16 protein-coding genes and 1 other RNA gene are annotated in these 15,110 nt (G+C 72.8%); 11 read left to right on the top strand and 6 right to left on the bottom strand.

All coding sequences use genetic code 11. The features are described 5' to 3' along the window. The first annotated feature begins 6 nt into the window (after positions 1-6). A complete protein-coding gene (prfB, locus tag FB457_RS14575; RefSeq protein ID WP_052770300.1) occupies positions 7-1,128 on the top strand; it encodes a peptide chain release factor 2 in 1,122 nt (373 codons plus the stop codon). Between the two features lie 330 nt (positions 1,129-1,458). Then, positions 1,459-2,223 (top strand): hypothetical protein, encoded by a 765-nt coding sequence (locus FB457_RS14570; protein ID WP_145782137.1) that lies wholly within the window; start codon positions 1,459-1,461, stop codon positions 2,221-2,223. Between the two features lie 191 nt (positions 2,224-2,414). Here the strand turns inward: FB457_RS14570 and FB457_RS14565 are convergent, their stop codons facing one another. Continuing rightward, positions 2,415-2,612, bottom strand: coding sequence for a hypothetical protein (locus tag FB457_RS14565; RefSeq protein ID WP_078898242.1), 198 nt, complete (start codon positions 2,610-2,612; stop codon positions 2,415-2,417). Between the two features lie 216 nt (positions 2,613-2,828). On the opposite strand from FB457_RS14565, the gene ftsE reads away from it, so the two are divergent. The 5 genes from ftsE to ssrA all read left to right on the top strand — a co-directional run bounded on the left by ftsE (position 2,829) and on the right by ssrA (position 6,707). Continuing rightward, positions 2,829-3,518 (top strand): cell division ATP-binding protein FtsE, encoded by a 690-nt coding sequence (gene ftsE / locus FB457_RS14560; protein ID WP_047016035.1) that lies wholly within the window; start codon positions 2,829-2,831, stop codon positions 3,516-3,518. A gap of 30 nt (positions 3,519-3,548) precedes the next feature. Next, positions 3,549-4,460, top strand: a complete 912-nt coding sequence (gene ftsX / locus FB457_RS14555) for a permease-like cell division protein FtsX (RefSeq protein WP_047016034.1) — start codon at positions 3,549-3,551, stop codon at positions 4,458-4,460. Positions 4,461-4,613: 153 nt separating this feature from the next. Next, positions 4,614-5,729, top strand: coding sequence for a S41 family peptidase (locus FB457_RS14550; protein ID WP_047016033.1), 1,116 nt, complete (start codon positions 4,614-4,616; stop codon positions 5,727-5,729). Between the two features lie 17 nt (positions 5,730-5,746). Next, a complete protein-coding gene (gene smpB, locus FB457_RS14545) occupies positions 5,747-6,226 on the top strand; it encodes an SsrA-binding protein SmpB (RefSeq protein WP_047016032.1) in 480 nt (159 codons plus the stop codon). Positions 6,227-6,337: 111 nt separating this feature from the next. Next, positions 6,338-6,707: a transfer-messenger RNA gene (ssrA, locus tag FB457_RS14540) on the top strand. Positions 6,708-6,794: 87 nt separating this feature from the next. On the opposite strand, the gene FB457_RS14535 is transcribed toward ssrA, so the two are convergent. The 3 genes from FB457_RS14535 to FB457_RS14525 form a co-directional block, all read right to left on the bottom strand. Continuing rightward, the gene (locus FB457_RS14535) at positions 6,795-7,457 is read right to left on the bottom strand and encodes a hypothetical protein (protein WP_047016031.1); all 663 of its coding nucleotides are present in this window, start codon (positions 7,455-7,457) and stop codon (positions 6,795-6,797) included. Positions 7,458-7,572: 115 nt separating this feature from the next. Next, positions 7,573-8,721 (bottom strand): SpoIIE family protein phosphatase, encoded by a 1,149-nt coding sequence (locus FB457_RS14530; RefSeq protein WP_145782135.1) that lies wholly within the window; start codon positions 8,719-8,721, stop codon positions 7,573-7,575. Positions 8,722-8,929: 208 nt separating this feature from the next. Then, a complete protein-coding gene (locus FB457_RS14525; protein ID WP_107086106.1) occupies positions 8,930-9,652 on the bottom strand; it encodes a Crp/Fnr family transcriptional regulator in 723 nt (240 codons plus the stop codon). 24 nt (positions 9,653-9,676) lie between these two features. Here FB457_RS14525 and FB457_RS14520 point away from each other — a divergent pair, with 24 nt between their 5' ends. Together FB457_RS14520 and FB457_RS14515 are read left to right on the top strand one after the other, a co-directional pair. Continuing rightward, on the top strand, positions 9,677-9,937 hold the full coding sequence (locus FB457_RS14520; RefSeq protein ID WP_047016029.1) for a YciI family protein: 261 nt from the start codon (positions 9,677-9,679) through the stop codon (positions 9,935-9,937). Between the two features lie 33 nt (positions 9,938-9,970). Then, entirely contained in the window at positions 9,971-11,266 is a 1,296-nt protein-coding gene (locus FB457_RS14515; RefSeq protein WP_145782133.1) for an MFS transporter, read from the top strand. 27 nt (positions 11,267-11,293) lie between these two features. Here FB457_RS14515 and FB457_RS14510 read toward each other — a convergent pair whose 3' ends face one another. Together FB457_RS14510 and FB457_RS14505 are read right to left on the bottom strand one after the other, a co-directional pair. Beyond that, positions 11,294-12,238, bottom strand: coding sequence for a cysteine peptidase family C39 domain-containing protein (locus tag FB457_RS14510; protein ID WP_047016027.1), 945 nt, complete (start codon positions 12,236-12,238; stop codon positions 11,294-11,296). Between the two features lie 46 nt (positions 12,239-12,284). Then, a complete protein-coding gene (locus tag FB457_RS14505) occupies positions 12,285-13,490 on the bottom strand; it encodes an MFS transporter (RefSeq protein WP_047016026.1) in 1,206 nt (401 codons plus the stop codon). A gap of 161 nt (positions 13,491-13,651) precedes the next feature. On the opposite strand from FB457_RS14505, the gene FB457_RS14500 reads away from it, so the two are divergent. Further along, positions 13,652-14,551 carry a LysR family transcriptional regulator gene (locus tag FB457_RS14500; protein WP_145782162.1) on the top strand — a complete coding sequence of 300 codons (900 nt, stop codon included), beginning with the start codon at positions 13,652-13,654 and terminating at the stop codon, positions 14,549-14,551. Between the two features lie 175 nt (positions 14,552-14,726). Next, the gene (locus FB457_RS14495) at positions 14,727-15,092 is read left to right on the top strand and encodes a MerR family transcriptional regulator (RefSeq protein ID WP_047016025.1); all 366 of its coding nucleotides are present in this window, start codon (positions 14,727-14,729) and stop codon (positions 15,090-15,092) included. Positions 15,093-15,110 lie beyond the last annotated feature (18 nt).

Below are 15,110 nucleotides of genomic sequence, written 5' to 3'. Positions count from 1 at the left end.
GGTGGGGTGGCAGCACCTGATGTATCCGAATCGCTCAAGGCCCTCGGCTCCACCATGGAGTCCATCGAGGCCGTGCTCGACCTCGACAGGCTGAGGACCGACATCGCCGCGCTCGAAGAGGAGGCGGCGGCCCCCGCCCTCTGGGACGACCCGGAGAACGCGCAGCGGGTCACCAGCCGGCTCTCCCTCCTCCAGGGCCAGTTGCGCAAGATCGAAGAGCTGCGCGGGCGGATCGACGACCTTGAGGTCCTCTTCGAACTCGCCGAGAGCGAGGGCGACGCCGACACGCAGCGCGAGGCCGAGGGCGAGCTGTCCGACGTCCGGCGCGCGGTCGAGGAGCTGGAAGTGCGCACGCTGCTGTCCGGCGAGTACGACCAGCGCGAGGCGATGGTCAACATCCGCGCCGAGGCGGGCGGCGTGGACGCCGCGGACTTCGCCGAGCAGTTGCAGCGCATGTATCTGCGCTGGGCGGAGCACAAGGGCTATCCGACGGAGGTGCTGGACACCTCGTATGCGGAGGAGGCCGGCATCAAGTCGACGACCTTCGCCGTCAAGGCCCCGTACGCGTACGGCACTCTCTCCGTCGAGCAGGGGACGCACCGCATGGTGCGCATCTCCCCGTACGACAACCAGGGGCGCCGCCAGACGTCGTTCGCCGGCGTCGAGGTGCTGCCCGTCGTGGAGCAGACCGACCACATCGAGATCCCGGAGAACGAGATCCGGATCGATGTCTTCCGCTCCTCAGGACCCGGCGGCCAGTCCGTCAACACCACGGACTCCGCGATCCGCATCACGCACCTGCCGACCGGCATCGTCGTCTCCTGCCAGAACGAGAAGTCGCAGATCCAGAACCGCGCCGCCGCCATGCGCGTGCTCCAGGCCCGCCTGCTCGCCAAGCGCAAGGAGGAGGAGCAGGCGAAGATGAACGCGCTCAAGGGCGACAGCGCCGGCTCGTGGGGCAACCAGATGCGGTCGTACGTGCTGCAGCCCTACCAGATGGTCAAGGACCTGCGTACGACGCACGAGGTGGGCAACCCGCAGGCGGTCCTCGACGGTGAGATCGACGGCTTCCTGGAGGCGGGCATCCGCTGGCGCAAGCAGCAGGAGCAGGCGGCCGCCGAGGGCTGATATCCGCCGGTCGCGGGAGCGCGTCCGCGGCCCGGTCCTTCCGCTGCAATTCCACGGCTGACCGCGGGCGTTGCGGGTCCCGGCGCGAGTGTCACAGTCGTGCACCACTTACCCCGGACATTGGCTGGGAAAAGGTACAACCCCGTCTCAACTCGCTTGACGCTCCAGCGAATACCCGAGAGGCTTGCCGCCGAGCTTTCTGCAGGTGTGTGGGGTTCGTGTGACTCAGGGGGGTAAGCCCGCCGCGAACAGGCCCCGTACCGACGCCAGCCCACTGACGAGTACGGCTACTGGGGGTAGCGAGCAATGACGAACAAGGTGCGTGTACGGGTGGCGCGAATCGCCGCCAGCGCGCTGATCGCCGGCGGAGCCTCGCTCGCCGCCGCGGGGGCCGCGCAGGCCACCGGCGACGACGGCGGCGACAACGGTCGCCAGGGCAACGGACTTGAGGTCAGCGCGATCGCGGGTGTGGCCGGCATCGGCGACACCGACAGCGGCGGCGACGTCGCCGGCCCCGGTGGCGTCGACGACGGCGGCACGACCGATGACGGTGGTACGACCGATGACGGCGGGACCACCGATGACGGTGGCACCACGGACGACGGCGGCACGACCGACGACGGTGGCACCACGGACGACGGCGGGACCACCGACGACGGTGGCACCACGGACGACGGCGGGACCACCGACGACGGTGGCACCACGGACGACGGCGGGACCACCGACGACGGTGGCACGACCGACGACGGCGGCACCACGGACGACGGTGGCACCACCGACGGCGGTGCCGATGACGGCGGCTCCGGCGACGACGGTGGTCAGCAGACCACCGGCGGCCAGCAGACCACCGGCGGTACCGGCGGCGGCGACACCGACTGCGAGCTGGACGGCGACAGCGTGATCTGCGAGGCCGAGTCGACCTCCGGCGGCAGCGAGCCCTCGCCGGCCGGCGACAGCGAGCCGCAGGAGCAGCTCGCCGACACCGGTTCCAGCGGCACCACGTACCTGCTCGTGGGTGCGGCCAGCATCATTGCCGGCGGCGTCGGCTTCCGGCTGCTGCCGCGGCTGATGACCCGCAACGAGTCGGCTGCCTGACCCGCAGCCCCGCCGCACAGGCGACACGAGGGCCCGGAGCGAATCGCTCCGGGCCCTTCCGCGTCTTCCGTAGCGCTGTGTGGCGGTTTCCGGCATTCCGCTACGCACCGTCGATCAAGCGATGTGACGTAGATCACGTGTGTGGGTTTCCCGGGCGCCGTACGCCCCGCGCCCCCGCGGACTCCGCCGCGCTACGCCGTCCGCTGCTGCAGGAACAGCACCGCCGCCACGGCCGCCAGCAGCGCCAGCAGTATCCACACCGTCGTCGGCGTCACACTGTGCCAGCCGTTCTCCTGGCGCATGCGCTCCCTGCTCGCCCGGCAGACGGGACAGCGGCCCTCGCTCACGGGCCCCGCACAGCTCGCGCAGACCAGCCAGTCGCGTGTCATGTGCTTCCTCCTCCCGCTTCGCTCTCCGTGCACTGCCGGTTCCGTTTCTCCCTCTACCACTGTGCCAGGTCCGGACCGAATCGGCGCGTGTCAACGGATTCCCCGCCGGCACCCGGGGCGGTTTGTCCGTGACGAAACGCACCAACCGCCCACGGCGACTGCGCGCCCCCGCCGCATTCGCGTAAGGTCACCTGCGACCGCGACAGGGAGCCCAGCGTGATCCGATTCGACAACGTCACCAAGATGTACCCCAAGCAGAACCGTCCAGCGCTCCAGGACGTCTCGCTGGAGATCGAGCGCGGCGAGTTCGTGTTCCTCGTGGGGTCCTCCGGCTCCGGCAAGTCCACGTTCCTGCGGCTCATCCTCCGCGAGGAGCGGACCACGCACGGCCAGGTGTACGTGCTCGGCAAGGATCTCGCCCGGCTGTCCAACTGGAAGGTGCCGCAGATGCGGCGCCAGTTGGGCACGGTCTTCCAGGACTTCCGGCTGCTGCCGAACAAGACCGTCGCGGAGAACGTCGCGTTCGCCCTCGAAGTGATCGGCAAGCCCCGCGGGCAGATCCGCAAGACCGTTCCCGAGGTGCTCGACCTCGTGGGCCTCTCCGGCAAGGGCGACCGGATGCCCGGCGAGCTGTCCGGCGGTGAGCAGCAGCGGGTCGCCGTCGCGCGGGCGTTCGTCAACCGGCCGATGCTCCTCATCGCGGACGAGCCGACGGGCAACCTCGACCCGCAGACCTCGGTCGGCATCATGAAGCTGCTCGACCGCATCAACAGGACCGGTACCACAGTGATCATGGCCACGCATGATCAGCAGATCGTCGACCAGATGCGCCGGCGCGTCATCGAACTCGAGTTGGGGCGGCTGGTCCGCGACCAGTCGCGCGGTGTCTACGGATACCAGCACTGAGCTGCTGCCCCCGGAGCTGAAAGGACGGGCATGCGCGCCCAGTTCGTCTTCTCGGAGATCGGTGTAGGTCTCCGCCGCAACCTGACGATGACCTTCGCGGTGATCGTCTCCGTGGCCCTGTCGCTGGCCCTGTTCGGGGCCTCCTGGCTCATGGGCAAGCAGGTCGACACCATGAAGGGCTACTGGTACGACAAGGTCAACGTCTCCATCTTCTTCTGCAACGAAGTGGACGCCGAGACCTCGCCCAACTGCGAGCGGGGTGCGGTGACGGCCGAGCAGAAGAAGGAGATCCAGGACGACCTGAAGGCCCTCGACGTCGTCGAGAGCGTGCACTACGAGTCCAGCGAAGAAGCGTACAAGCACTACAAGGAGCAGTTCGGCGACTCGCCGCTGGCGTCCTCCCTCACGCCGGACCAGATGCAGGAGTCCTTCCGCGTCAAGCTGACGGATCCCGAGCGGTACGAGGTCATCACCAGCGCCTTCGCCGACAGACCCGGCGTCCAGGAGGTGCAGGACCAGCGCAATGTGCTGGAGAGCCTCTTCAACCTGCTCAACGGCATGACGTACGCGGCCATCGGTGTGATGGCGCTGATGCTCGTCGTGGCGATCATGCTGATCGTCAACACGGTACGGGTGTCGGCGTTCAGCCGGAGGCGGGAAACCGGCATCATGCGGCTGGTGGGCGCGTCCAGCGTCTACATCCAGTTGCCGTTCATCGTCGAGGCCGCCGTCGCCGGGCTGATCGGCGCGAGCTTCGCGGCCGTACTGCTGGTCGGCGGCAAGCACTTCCTGATCGACAACTGGCTGGCCGACAAGATCCTGTTGATCAACTTCATCGGCTGGGACGAAGTGATCCGGGTGCTGCCCCTCGTCGTCGCGATCGGGCTGCTCATGCCGGGTATCGCGGCCTTCTTCGCGCTGCGGAAGTACCTCAAGGTCTGACAATCGGGGCGGGTGTGGCGTAGGCCACGTGCGTGCAGTGGCGGGGCCAACTCCCCCTGCCGCACCCGCCGCTGTCCTACACTCAGCGACATGTCGGGCCCGACTGACAGCGCCAGGCCCCGCAGCGCTTTCCGCCGCGGGGCCTCTCTGACGTTGGTCTTCGTCAGCGTCCTGGCCACCGGCGCCGCCACCGGGTCCTGGCCGGGTGAGGCGGAGCGCCCGCCCAAGGTGCTCACGGGGCACGTCGCCGACGAGCAGGACTACGAGCCGCGGGCCGGCGGGGGCGGCACCGCCGGCTCGGCGGGCGAACTGGTCAGCCGCAGCGGAGACCGCTGGTCGACGGCGTACAGCGCGCGCGAGTACGAGTCGCTCCAGCAGATGCTGGCGGGCAAGTACGTCGGCGTCGGGCTGTGGATCAAGACCGACGGGGCCGGCCGGATGGAGATCGCCCAGGTGGGCGAGGACAGCCCGGCCGCCGAGGCCGGCATCCGCGCCGGCGACACGCTGCGCGCCGTCGACGGCACCCCGGTCGCCGGCCGCCCGGTCACCGAGGTCGTCGCGCTGCTGCGCGGCGAGGAGCTGGGCGAGGGGGCGCGCGGAAGCACGGTGGTGCTTGCGCTCCAGCGCGGCGAGCGGCGCTGGACGCGGCCCGTGCGCCGGGTGGAGCTGACGACCGAGCCCGTGACCGTACGGCATGACAGGCCCGGGGGCGAGGGCGCCGCGACCCCCGTGATCCGGGTGGAGAGCTTCACCCGCGGCAGCGGCGCGGAGGTGCGCAGGGCCGCGGCGGAGGCGCGCGGCAGCGACGGCCTCATCCTCGACCTGCGGGGGAACTCCGGGGGCCTGGTCGTGGAGGCCGTCGAGGCGGCGTCGGGCTTCCTCGACGACGGGGTGGTGGCGACGTACGACATGGAGGGCAGCCAGCAGGTGCTGTACGCGAAGCCGGGCGGGAACACCCGGACGCCGATGGTCGTCCTCGTCGACGGCGGCACCATGAGCAGCGCCGAGCTGCTGGCCGGGGCGCTCCAGGACCGCGGCCGCGCCGTCGTCGTCGGCAGCCGCACCTTCGGGAAGGGCTCCGTGCAGATGCCGAAGGCGCTGCCGGACGGCTCGGTCGCCGAGCTGACGGTCGGCGAGTACCGCACCCCGGCCGGGCGCAGCCTGGAGGGCGTCGGCGTCACCCCGGACCTGGACCTGGCCGTCGCCGGCGGCCGGAGCGCCGAGGAGGAGGCCCGGACGGTTTTGAGTGGCCTCGGGAGCGGCGTCTAGGCGACAATGGCCCGGCTATGGGTAAAGACACGGGTCGCAAGCTGATCGCGCAGAACAAGAAGGCGCGGCACGACTACCTCATCCTCGACACGTACGAGGCGGGGCTCGTGCTGACCGGTACCGAGGTCAAGTCGCTCCGCCAGGGCCGGGCCTCGCTCGCCGACGGCTTCGCGCACCTCGACGGCGGCGAGATCTGGCTGCACAACGTGCACATCCCGGAGTACTCGCAGGGTACGTGGACGAACCACACCGCGCGCCGCAAGCGCAAGCTGCTGCTGCACCGGGCCGAGATCGACAAGCTGATCGGCAAGACGCAGGAGACCGGGCTGACGATCGTGCCGCTGGCGCTGTACTTCAAGGACGGCCGGGCGAAGGTCGAGATCGCGCTGGCCCGCGGCAAGCGAGAGTACGACAAGCGGCAGGCGCTGCGCGAGAAGCAGGACAACCGCGAGGCGCAGAAGGCGATCTCCGCGGCCCGCCGCAGGTTCCGCGGCTGACCTGCGCGGACGGCGCGCCGCGGGGTGGAATACGGTGGCACGGCGCGGCGTTGCTCCGGTAGGATGTCCGCAGCGGCTCCCAGTGGGCTGCGCACCTTGAAAACACCACATGGGGATGATCGGTTTCGACAGCGGCTGTCGGAACAGGAGAAGCGAGCCGAGGAAGCGGCCATGATCTCGTTAACCACAGGCCGAAACAAATAATCGCCAACACCAAGCGCGATTCCTTCGCCCTCGCTGCCTAAGTAGCGACTTGCGAAGTGTCAGCCCGGGGCCGTTCCCGACCCGGATCCTGGCATCAGCTAGGGAACTCCACTGCTAGACCCGGTCACGGGGTGTAGCAGGACAAACCACAGTGACTGAGCCCGTCGGAGACTTGTCCGCGTGATCTCCGGGGCCGAGAAAAACGTAGCGGACTGCGCTCGGAGAAGTCCTGTCCCTGCACCGTTGGACGCGGGTTCGATTCCCGCCATCTCCACGAATGCGAGAGGCGACGTGTGCCCGCGGTAAGCGTGGGCCGCGTCGCCTTCGTCGTTTCTGCGCGGCTCCGCCCCCCAGCCCTCTTGCGTCATTGTCTTCCCACGTGGTCCATCAGGCGGGTCAGCAGGGTCTCGGTCACCGGCGTGCGGCGGTAGAGGAGTACCGGTGGGGTCGTGAACCCGCCCAGTGCGTGGGCGCCGGGGCGTAGCTTCGGGGACGTCCTCGTCAGCGTGACGCAGAAACCCGCGTTCGCCACCCGGCTCTCGTGGAAGTCCGCCGCGGACACCGCGTAGAAGCGGCCGGGTCCCAGCAGCCGGTCCTCCACGACCTCCAACTCCGCGACCTCCTCCGTCCGCTTGAGCACGGACAGCCGGCCCCCTCCCTCCGCCCGGTACAGCGGCCCGCGCACCCCGCCCGGTGCCCCGCCGAACCGCCGGTTGCGCAACTCCCCGTCGATCACCAGGCTTTCCAGCGCGTACGCGTGCCGGTGCACGGTCAGCGTCCGTGCCGCCGGGTGCCGTTCGCCGCGCGGCCAGCAGTGCAGCGCGTACCGCCGGCGTGATGCGTCCCCGGCCAGGTCGAGGCGGAAGCAGCCCAGCGGGTGCCACAGGGCCGGGCGCCGGCCGGGGGCCGGCGTGTCGAGCAGTTCGCCGAGTGCGGCAAGGGCCTTGCCGGCGTCCCGGTCGTCGAAGGCCGCGGCGAGCGCGGGCACGACGGACTCGTCGCCGGACATCGAGGTCTCCGCGGGCATGTGGGAGGTGGACCGTCGGTCTGCGGTGCGTTCAATATGCAAGCAACGCCGCGCCACGGGCAATGGCGCATGGTCGCGGACCGATGGCTTTCGGACGGGCGGGCCCCCCGCCCGGTCAGAGCGGTGGTGGGGTGCTCGGCAGGCGCTCGATGACCACCAGCGCCGCGTCGTCGGCCAACTGCCGGCCGGCGTGCCGCAGCAGGTCCCTGCGCAGGGCCGTGACGAGGTCGGCCAGCGCGCCTTCGGCGTGGCGGGCGACGCTGGCGGCGAGCGGGAAGTAGACGCCGTTCTCGTTGCGGGCCTCGATGAACCCGTCCGTGTAGAGCAGCAGCCGCTCGCCGGGGCGGAAGGCGATGGTCTGCGGCACCGGCAGGGTGCCGACCAGGCCGCCGAGCCCGATCGGGAGGCCCGGCCGGTCGGGCATGTGGCTGGTGACGGTGGCGCCGTCGATGAGCAGCGGCTCGGGGTGGCCCAGGTGCACGATGCGGGCGACGGGCTCGTCCGGCGGGATCTCCACCAGCAGGGCGGTGGTGAAGCGCTCGCTGTACGCCTCCGACGGGTCGTCCCGGGCGATCTCCCGCAGGGCGGTCTCCTCCAGCCGCCCGGCGACCTCGCCGATCGTCGGCTCCCGGTACGCGGCCTCGCGGAAGCACCCGGTCAGCACGGCGGAGACGCCGACGGCGGGCAGCCCCTTGCCGCGTACGTCGCCGATGAGGACCCGGGCGCCGTACGGGGTCGGCAGCGCCTCGTACAGATCCCCGCCGATCTGGGCCTCCGCCTCGGCGGCGAGATAGACGCTGTGCAGGGCGAGCCGGTCGATCCGCGGCGGCAGCGGCCGCAGCAGCGCCCGCTGCGCGGCCCCGGCCACCGATCTGACCTGCCGCAGTTCGGTCTCCCGCTGCTGCCGGATGGCGGCGCCGACGATGCTGGCGATGCCCACCGCGCACGCGGACGCGAGGGTCATGTCGGAGCTGAGCTGGCCCCAGACGTCGTGGTACACGTTCAGGGCCACGGTCAGCCCGATCACGACGGCGGAGAACGCGGCGGTGGTCCGTACCGAGAGGGTCGCCGCGGCCACCACGGGGGCGGCGACCAGCAGGGGGGCGACCTGCGCCGTGCTGGGCGTCGCGATGTCGATGACGATGGTGATGGCGATGATCAGCAGGGGGAACAGGACGCGCGGCATCGTGGACGCGCCGGGTGCGGCGGGGTCCTCGGCGCCTCCGACGTCGCGGCGGTGGCCGCCGCGGAGCGGGAGTCGCATGGTGGTGGCGTCCTTCGGTTGATTTGCTCCTTATGTTCCGATTGTTGAGGATAAGTCATGGTAGGGGCGGCGACGCGGTCGTGCGACCCGTTCGGGGTCGGGGGCGGTCGCCGCGGGCTGGGGCCGCTCGGATACGGGTCGGGAGGGCCGTCTTCGTACCGGGGCGTACGGCGGGCGCGGCTGCGCCTCCCCGTTTCGCCGCCGTGGGTCAGCGGGTGCCGGGCGTGGCGCGTAGCGCCAGGGTCTCGGGCGCGATGATCTCGATTTCACCGTGCGCGTACGTCAGCACGCCGTCCCGGCGGAGTCCGGACAGCGCGCGGTTGAGGGTGACGCGGGTGACCCCGAGGTGGTCGGCCAGGGCCTGCTGGCCGCCGGGGAGGGGCACCCGGCGGGAGCGGCGGCGGGCGGCTTCGTCGAGCAGCCAGGCCGCGAGCCGGGCGGGCGCGGGAAGGGTCGCCGCCGCGGTGAAGCGGGCCTGCTGGTCGCGGGCCTGGGCGGCGAGGGTGCGCAGGACGTGAGCGCGGACGGCGGCGGCGTCGTCCACGAGCGCGAGGAAGTCCGCGCGGGGCAGGCTGCGCACGGTGCAGGGGGTGAGGGCGGTGTACGTCGCGGTGTGCCCGCGGCCGTCGACGACCGCGACCTTGTCCAGCGCACACGGCCCCGCCCACGCCCCGACCCGTACCACCCGCCCGCCCGCGGAGACGACGGTGGCCGCCACCCGGCCGTCGAGGAGCAGGAGCAGGTGCCCGGCGGGATCCCCGGCGGTGCGCAGGACGCCCCCGGCGGCGAACCGCCGCGGGACGGAGGCGCGCCACAGGGCGCGGAGGCGGTCCTGGGGGAGGCCGCGGAGCAGCGGTACGCCCCGGAGCGCGGCGCACGCACCGGGCTCCGCGTCCGGCGCCGGTGTATCGGGTGATACAGATCCCCTCACGCCCCCGACCGTACCGTCGCCCCCATGCTCGTACTCGAACTGTCCTTCAGCCCCACCCCCGACCGCCTCGCCGCCAGGACCGCCCACCGCGAGCGGCTCGCCCGGCTGCACCGCGACAAGGTCCTCCTCGCCGCCGGGCCCTGGGCCGACGACTCCGGGGCCCTGCTCGTCTTCGACACGACCCGCGACCGGCTCGACGCGCTCATGGCCGACGACCCGTACTACCGCACCCCCGGCGTCCGGGTCGTCGGCGTCCGCGAGTGGAGCCCCGTCGTCGCCCCTTGACCTCGACCTTGGTTCAACCATCACGCTGGCGGCGTGACCCGCCCCCGCGTGCCGCGCGCCTACCGCCCCGTGCTCGCGCACCCCCGGCTGCGCCGGCTGCTGCCCGCCTTCGTCGCCTCGGACTTCGGCGGCGGCATGAGCATGGTCGCGGTGGCCTGGCTGGCCCTCCTCATCGCCCCGGACGGCCGCGAGGGCCTGCTCGTCGGGGCCGCGCTCGCCGCGTACGCGCTGCCGGGGGCGGCGGGTGTGCTGCTGCTCGGGCGGTGGCTGCGGAAGCTGCCCCCGCGCCGGCTGCTCATCGCCAACTGCGCGCTGCGCGGCACCCTGCTGGGCTGCGTGCCGCTCGCCTGGGGCCTCGGCGTCCTGGACCCCGTGACGTACGTCGTGCTGCTCGGCAGCTCGTCGGTGCTGACCGCCTGGGGCAGCGCGGGGAAGTTCACGCTCGTCGGCGAACTGCTGCCGGAGCGGCACCGGCTGGCCGCCAACGCCCTGCTCGGCGCCAGCATGTCCACGAGCATCGTCGCGGGACCCGCGGCGGCCGGGTTCCTCGCCACGGCCGTCAGCCCGGCGTGGATCATCGGCCTGGACGCGCTGACGTACGCGATTCTCGCCGTGCAGACCGCGCGGCTGGGGCCCGGCGGCGAGGAGCGTCCGAACGCGGCGGCCGGGCCCGCGGGGCGCGGGCTGCGGCTCCTCGCCGGAGAGCGCGAACTGCTCGCGATCCTCGCCCTCACCTGGCTGTTCTTCGCCCTCTACGGCCCCGTCGAGGTCGCCCTCCCGCTCTACGTCACCGGTGCGCTCGACGGCGACGCCGGGCTCCTCGGCCTCTTCTGGACCGCCTTCGGCGTCGGCGCGGTCGCCGGCGGGCTCACGGTCGGCGCGCTGCGGCGGCTGCCGCTGTGGCCGGTGACGCTCGGGATCGTCGCCGGCTGGGGCGCGACACTGCTGCTGCCGTACGGGCTCGGGGCCGGGACCGCCGCGGCGATGGCCTGCTTCGCGCTGGGCGGCGCCGTGTACGGCCCGTATCCGGCGCTGTCCTTCACCCTCTTCCAGAACCGCACGCCGCAGGGCCGGCTGACCACGGTGCTCGCGGCGCGGGGCGCGGTGCTGCTCACGTCGACGCCGGTCGGGGCGGCGCTCGGCGGGCCGCTGGTCACGGCGTTCGGGGCGCGGGCGGTGCTGGCGGGGTCCGGCGCGGCGACGGTGGGGGTGGCGGCGGTGGGGACGGGGGTGTGGCTGGCGACGCGGGGGGCGCGGCCCATAGCGGAGGGGGACGGCGGGCCGGACGACGACGGGGCGCGCGGGGACGGGGCGCGGGCCCCGGCCTGACCCGCGCGCCCCCCGGCGGTTCGCTCCTCAGCCCGCCGCCAGCACCTCCCGCAGCCGTCCGTACGTCGGCGCCAGCCTGCGCAGCACCGCCGCCAGCGCGGCCCCGTCACCCCGCACCAGCGGATACTGCACCGCCCCCACCAGCCGCGCCTGCTCCTGAAGCACCGCCGCGGCCCGGTCGAGCCCCGCCCGCCGCACGTACGCCGAGGCGTCGGCGAGCCGGCGCGCCCCGACCCGTACCGCGAAGTCCGCCAGCAGCTCCCGCACCCCCGCGTCGAGCCCCGCCGCGGCCCGGTCCGCCAGCCTCTCCAGCGCCTCCGCCCCGCCCACCGTCCCCGGCGGCACCGGCAGGTCGGTGCGGACCGCGAGCCACGCGACGGCGCCGGGGAGCGCGGCCCGTACCGCCTCCTCCGCCGTCACCGTGCGGACCCGCTCGAAGCCCGCCCGCATCACATACGGCTCCGCCGTGTACTCCACCGCCTCCGCCCGCCAGGACGCCAGGAACTCGCCGGCCGGCAGGGTGGCGTAGGGGTGGCCGTGCGGGTCGTGGAGGAGGACCGTGTCACCGTCGGCGGCCAGCGCGACCACGTAGTGGTCGTTGCCGCCTGCCGAGGGGCTCCACGGGGTGCCGGGGTGGTAGAGCAGCAGGCCCATGTCGACCGGCCCGACCAGCACGGGACCGCGTGCGCACGCCGTCCGCAGCCGCGCCATCGCCTCGTCGGCGGACCCGCCGGAGGTGCGGTCGCAGCGGAAGCCGAGCAGGGCGACGGCGTCGTCGAGGCCGATCTCGGGGTCCCAGCCGTACGGGTCGAAGAGCGGGACGGTGCCGCCGAGGAGCTGGACGCCGAAGGGGGAGCCGGTGAGGGTCTCCACGAGAGCGGGGGAGGGGGCGGGGCCCGCGACCGCGTCGGGAAGGGACATGACGAGGGAGTTGGCGTAGCAGTAGGGGCCTGAGCCCGTGTAGTCGGTCATGCGGCCAGGCAACGCCCTGACACCGGGGGAGGGTCCAGCCGGACTTCTAGGAGACGGCGGAGGTCCGCGGCACCCGGCCGAGCAGCGTCACCGCGACCGCGCCCAGCGCCAGCGCGCCGCCGAACCACAGCACCGACCGGGTACCGAACCCGTCCACCATCCGGCCGCCCGTGAACGCCCCCAGGGCGATGGCCCCGTTGAACACCGCCACGAACAGCGACGTCGCACCTTCCCGGGCCCGCGGCGCGGCCAGGCCCAGCCACGTCTGCGTACTCACCGACACCCCTCCGTACGCCAGCCCCCACACGACCAGCAGCACCGCCGCCCCCGCCACCGACAGCCCGAGCAGCGGCACGAGCAGCAGCGAGGCGGTCAGGACGGCGCCGATCACCAGCACCGTGCCGCGCAGCCGCCGGCCCACCCGGGCGCCGGCCGCGAAGTTGCCGGCGATACCGGCGATTCCGTACGCGAGCAGGAGGGTCCCGATCATCGGCGCCCCGGCGCCCGCGAGGTCCTCCAGGACGGGACGCACATACGTGTACGCGGCGAAGTGCCCCGTCACCAGCAGGGACACCACCGCGAGCCCGGTGGCCACCCGGCTGTCGCCGACCAGCCGCAGCACCCCGCCGAGGGCGACCGCCTCCGCGGCGGGCAGCGGCGGCAGCAGGACGGCCATCGCGGCGCTCACGAGCAGCGCGAGGCCGCCGACGGCGAGGAACGCGGCGCGCCAGCCGGCGAGGTCACCGAGGTACGCGCCCGCCGGCACGCCCACGACCGACGCGACGGCGACGCCGCTGAAGATCAGGGAGGTCGCCGCCCCGACGGCCGCCGCCGGCACCAGCCGCACCCCGAGCCCGCCGGCGAGCGACCAGACGCCGCCGAGCCCGACGCCGACGAGGACACGGGCCGCGATCATGACGGCGAACCCCGGCGACCAGGCGGCGAGCACGTTGGCCGCGGCCAGGAGCACCATCAGGGAGCAGAGGACGAGCCGCCGGTCGAGCCGGCCGACCGCGGCGGTGACGAGCGGGGCGGAGAGGGCGGCGACCAGGCCGGTGACGGTGAGGGTGAGCCCGGCGGTGCCCTCGCTCACGTCCAGCGCACCGCTGATGGGGGTGAGGAGACCGACCGGCAGCATCTCGGAGGTGACCACGGTGAAGGTCCCGGCGGCCACGGTCGCCACGGCGGGCCAGCCGCCTTCGGCGGCGGCTTCTGCGGGCGGGGCTGCGGACAGCTCGTCGACTTTTGCCATGGCCTCAGCCAAGCCCGGCGGGCGGGAGGGGAACAAGCGCGAAGTGCTCATGCTTCCATGAGGTGGGCTTATCGACGGGCGGCGTGCGGCGGCGCCGGGCAGAAGGGCGGCGGCGGATGGCGAGCGCAGGTCAGAAGGCCGGGAACGGGAATCCGGCGGCCGTGGGCGGGGTGGAGATCCGCGAGCTGGAGTGCTTCCTGGTCCTGGCGGAGGAGCTGCACTTCGGACGTACCGGCGAACGGCTGTATGTATCGCAGAGCCGGGTGAGTCAGCTCGTCCGCGCGCTGGAGCACCGCATCGGCGCCCGCCTCGTGGACCGCACCAGCCGCCGGGTCCGGCTCACCGCGGCGGGCGAGGACTTCCTCGCCGCGCTCCGCCCCGCGTACGCGGCGCTGCGCGCGGCCGTCGACGACGCCAGGGCGGCGGCGCTGGGGGTGGGCGGGCCGCTGCGGATCGGGTTCCAGGGGGTGGTGGGGTACGGATTCACGGACGCGGTCGGGGAGTTCGAGGACCGGCACCCGGGGTGCGCCACGCGTCTCACCGAACTCCCGCTGTCGGACCCCTTCGGGGCGCTGCACCGCGACGAGGTGGACGCGGCCGTGGTGCTGCTGCCGGTGGCGGAACCGGGACTGGCGCTGGGGCCGGTCTTCTCGGTGCAGCCCCAGTACGCGGCGGTCTCGCGGCGGCACGCCTTCGCCGGGCTCGTGGAGGTGGACGCCGAGGATCTGGCCGCGACCCCGCTGATCGGCGTCACTGCTCCGGCCCCGGCGTACTGGCGCGAGGCCCAGGCCCCGACGCGTACCCCGGCGGGGGCGCCGGTCCCGCGGGGGCCGGAGGTGGGGACGCTGCAGGAGGGGTTGTCGCTGGTGGCGGCGAACCGGGGGGTGATGCTGCTGTGCCGCCCGACGACGGAGCACCATCCGCGGGGGGATGTGGCGTACGTACGGGTGAGAGGGCTGGGGGAGTCGGCGCTGGGGCTGGTGTGGCGGGAGGGCAGGGAGAGCGCCGCGGTACGGGCGTTGGCGGAGGCCGTGGGGGAGGCGATGAGGGGGGTGGGGTGAGGCGGGGTGGAGGGGATGGGCGCGGAGGGTACGAAGTCGCCGCAACGGCGCCCGCAAACCCGGGCAAAGCGCCCTGGTCGTTGCGGGACATGAGGTGGTTGACGCCCGAGGTCTTCGCTTCGTCGTAGCGATGAGTGCCGGAAGATCGCGGTGCTTCTGGGCGTTGCCTCCGGGTGTGAAGATCAGCGAAGCTTCCAGAGTCAGCGGTGTGAGCGCGAGATCCCTGCGGCACTACGAGGACGAGGGCTTGATCGTCCCCGGCCGACTCGGCAATGGGTTCCGCGACTACTGCCAGTCCACTGTCGACCGGGTGCTCGTCATCCGCTCGCTGCTGGAGTCCGGGCTGCCCGTGCGGTTGATCAGGGAGTTTCTGCCCAGCCTCACCGACGAATCTGATGCCGGCACGGATGCGGTGTGCGCGGAGTTCCTGCACGAGGTGCAGAGCCATCGAGATCGGCTCGCTGCACGTATCGCGATTCTCAGCGATCAGCAGGCGGCACTCGACGCCTACCTTCGCCAGGCCCGCCGTACTGATCTCTGACCACCACTTGACCTTGAC

Source organism: Streptomyces sp. CNZ287, from assembly GCF_007827615.1.
The sequence above is the reverse complement of the archived record's forward strand: the minus strand, read 5'-3'. Positions and strand labels throughout refer to the sequence as shown.

What these genes read in the sequence shown, in the direction of transcription:
- FB457_RS14565 (WP_078898242.1), bottom strand. Translation starts at nt 2,612, where the DNA reads ATGACACGCGACTGGCTGGTCTGCGCGAGCTGTGCGGGGCCCGTGAGC.
- ftsX (WP_047016034.1), top strand. Translation starts at nt 3,549, where the DNA reads ATGCGCGCCCAGTTCGTCTTCTCGGAGATCGGTGTAGGTCTCCGCCGC.
- smpB (WP_047016032.1), top strand. Translation starts at nt 5,747, where the DNA reads ATGGGTAAAGACACGGGTCGCAAGCTGATCGCGCAGAACAAGAAGGCG.
- FB457_RS14535 (WP_047016031.1), bottom strand. Translation starts at nt 7,457, where the DNA reads ATGCCCGCGGAGACCTCGATGTCCGGCGACGAGTCCGTCGTGCCCGCG.
- FB457_RS14530 (WP_145782135.1), bottom strand. Translation starts at nt 8,721, where the DNA reads ATGCGACTCCCGCTCCGCGGCGGCCACCGCCGCGACGTCGGAGGCGCC.
- FB457_RS14520 (WP_047016029.1), top strand. Translation starts at nt 9,677, where the DNA reads ATGCTCGTACTCGAACTGTCCTTCAGCCCCACCCCCGACCGCCTCGCC.
- FB457_RS14510 (WP_047016027.1), bottom strand. Translation starts at nt 12,238, where the DNA reads ATGACCGACTACACGGGCTCAGGCCCCTACTGCTACGCCAACTCCCTC.
- FB457_RS14505 (WP_047016026.1), bottom strand. Translation starts at nt 13,490, where the DNA reads ATGGCAAAAGTCGACGAGCTGTCCGCAGCCCCGCCCGCAGAAGCCGCC.